2 protein-coding genes and 1 pseudogene are annotated in these 2,706 nt (G+C 50.7%); 2 read left to right on the top strand and 1 reads right to left on the bottom strand.

Going from position 1 to position 2,706, the window contains the following annotated elements; all coding sequences use genetic code 11:
• Positions 1 to 189 precede the first annotated feature (189 nt).
• Positions 190 to 450: a hypothetical protein gene (locus tag ABGY95_RS04345; RefSeq protein WP_347440476.1), complete on the bottom strand. Its 261-nt coding sequence runs from the start codon at positions 448 to 450 to the stop codon at positions 190 to 192.
• Positions 451 to 560: 110 nt separating this feature from the next.
• On the opposite strand from ABGY95_RS04345, the gene ABGY95_RS04350 reads away from it, so the two are divergent.
• Positions 561 to 1,112, top strand: coding sequence for a sigma-70 family RNA polymerase sigma factor (locus tag ABGY95_RS04350; protein WP_347440477.1), 552 nt, complete (start codon positions 561 to 563; stop codon positions 1,110 to 1,112).
• Positions 1,113 to 1,136: 24 nt separating this feature from the next.
• A pseudogene (locus ABGY95_RS04355) lies at positions 1,137 to 2,706 on the top strand (hypothetical protein); the annotation flags it as partial.

A 2,706-nucleotide genomic window follows, 5' to 3' on the forward strand; every position in this document is an offset into this window, starting at 1 on the left:
AATCACCGAGATTCCAATGAGAATAGTCGAACTGAAGGACTTGGCAGCAATGGCTGAATCGATACCAAAAATATGGAGCACGAAGACAGCTAACAGCTGAAGGTAGTAGGCGACGGATATGAAATATGCCAAAGCTAAGACCATTCTGGAGGCCAGAGCCACCCGCTGAGCCGTGCCATGCTTTGCATTTTACACGGGTTCAAAATACTGAATATTATAGCGAATAGCTTCACCCACGCAGTAGGCGACTACCAGCAACCCAATCATAAAGAAGAGTGACGCGGGTCCAGCTATCCCACCAATCAACGGAGCGCAGACCAAAAACCCACTGCCCATGATCGAGGCTAAGGGGGTCAATGTAGCTCGCCACGCACTGGAACTGTTGAGTTTTTTTGAGAAGGCGAGAAAGCCTGCAATAGCTAAGGCAATCGCGATGATGAGGTAGACCACAGAAGCATTTTAGCGGGGCTGATTATTCTAACGATGAAAAAAGTGTGAAAATGTTCTAAGGATATCCAAGTTGGTGTGTCGTACTTAATAGAACGCGATGTCACAAACTCATGACCCCGTGCCAATACAAGTTGATGGGAACTCCCGAACAAGCCGAAACCTGTACTCCGAAAGTGTCTATAGAAGACTGCTTTCGCGATGAAGAGTCGCCGCTGCTGCGCTATGCGTATTCTTTAGTGCGCCGCCGCGAGGTCGCCGAGGAGCTAGTGCAAGAAGCATTCATGCGCGCCCACCAACATTGGCACGAAGTCGAACAACCGAAAGCCTGGCTCTACCGAGCCGTGCGCAATTTAGCCCTCAACCACCTGCGCAAACACAAGCGCGAGTCGCTGAGTGAAGAGGAACTCCACGAGGAATCGCACGTTCTACCAGACCAACAAACCCGCCGGCTAGAAGTAGCCGCTCAGTTACGGGCCTTGATGGCCGAAATGTCGGAGCCGGATCGCGAATTGATCCGGCTGAAGTATGAAGAAGACCAATCCTACGCAAGCATCGGTGAGAAACTGGGCATTGGCGTGGGCAATGTCGGTTACCGACTCCACCACCTGCTCAAGTCGCTAGGCGACGGGCTCAAGCGTGTGGGAGTGGATGGTGCTGAATAATTTTATAGAAAGGAAACAACAACCATGAATGATGAAACTATAGGTGTGTGGCACGACCCGGAGGTCGAAGTGCGCATTGTGGCCATGGTGTTAGGCGAAGCCAGTGCCTTCGAAAAAGCGGAGCTCGAGCGGATGATCGCCGAGGACTCGGGCTTGAAACAATTTTATGTGGAAATGTGTGAACTCCACGGAGGTATCGCATCGGCGGTTCTTCCAGATGACGATGCCGAGTGGAAACTCTCAGGTGAGCGTCGCAACTGCGTGCTTGAAAAACTTGGGCAGAAGACTGAGCCAGTGGTTTCCGCAGCCGTACAACCGGAACCAAGCACCAGCCACCACCAATGGCGTAGCTTCATGAGCATAGCCGCTTGCTTGCTAGTCACCTTGTTCATCATGGCATTGATGTTTCCCTTGGAGGTGACACAGAATGTCAAATCGGCTCCTGAGATCATTTCGTACTCTGCAGCGCCTAGTGACGGGGAAGAACAAAGTGAATTATACTTTAGAGAATCTGAAATTGTTTGGGCAGATAGAGCCCCTCAATCCGAAGCTTCAGATGATCCATTTGCCGATGACAGCGCTGTGTTTCCGAAAACTCCCGCAACCCCAGTCGATAAGTTAGAAGGGAAAAAGGATTTCAACGATGTCACGGAGTACGATGCGTTTGCTGAGAACACCGCCCCAGCTCCTACGGATGAACGGAGGTGGGTTGGAGAGGAAAAGGCTAAAATGCCGAGTAAGAAAATTACCCAAAACCTGCCGGCTAAACCACAGAGCAAGGCTGTGCCATTGGTCGGTGATGTGCCTGTGAATGGGAGACTTTTTGCTAAAAAGAACAAAAACAAAGGTGAGAAGAGTGAGGCGAGCTATGCGTTCAGCGTAGATGAGGAAAGCATTGAGAGACCAGAAATGACCAATGGAGTGGCGCGCAAGCCGTCGGCTCCGAGTTCAAGTATGGCGAAGGTCATTGCTTCTAATATGGCGGACCCAACAGCTGTTCCGGTGCCAGATGCATCGGTGGCACAGCCTTCTCTAGAATTTGGTAACGGAGATGACTTCGGCGATGGCTGGGGAGACGGGGATGGCTCTGGCGGGGGTGGGTTTTCTGGGGAAAACAGCTTCAAAACAGCCAGAATGCCTAAAGCTAAGAAAGGCCTTTCAAATGTTGTCACTGGGGGGAATCGCTCTGGCGACTACGCAATAACAAGAGAGAATATTGATAGCTTCATGAATAACCCCGAGCCTGAGAGTGAGGTGGTTGTTCTAGAATCTCATCAACTTGGATTCGCTTCGCTAAGTGATGACGGCATAGCTGCTGAAGGAATTGCGATAGAAGGTTCAGTGCATGCAAAAACAGACACGGTCACAGCTGAAATAGCAACGAACCTCTACCGTGCAGGAGGTCTCCAAAACCTAGGAAAATACGACGAAGCTGAGGAAGAATACAAAGAAGTTCTCCGCGTAGACCGCTACAATAAAGCCGCACGCCGTGGTATGGAAAAAATCGCAAGCATGAAGTCTGATTACTACCGCGCTGCCTACGACCAAACACGTGCTGAGTTGCTGATGGAAGTGGATGAGGCCTGGGAGATTG

This window comes from Rubritalea sp., assembly GCF_039830215.1.
Taxonomy (GTDB): Bacteria; Verrucomicrobiota; Verrucomicrobiia; order Verrucomicrobiales; family Akkermansiaceae; genus Rubritalea.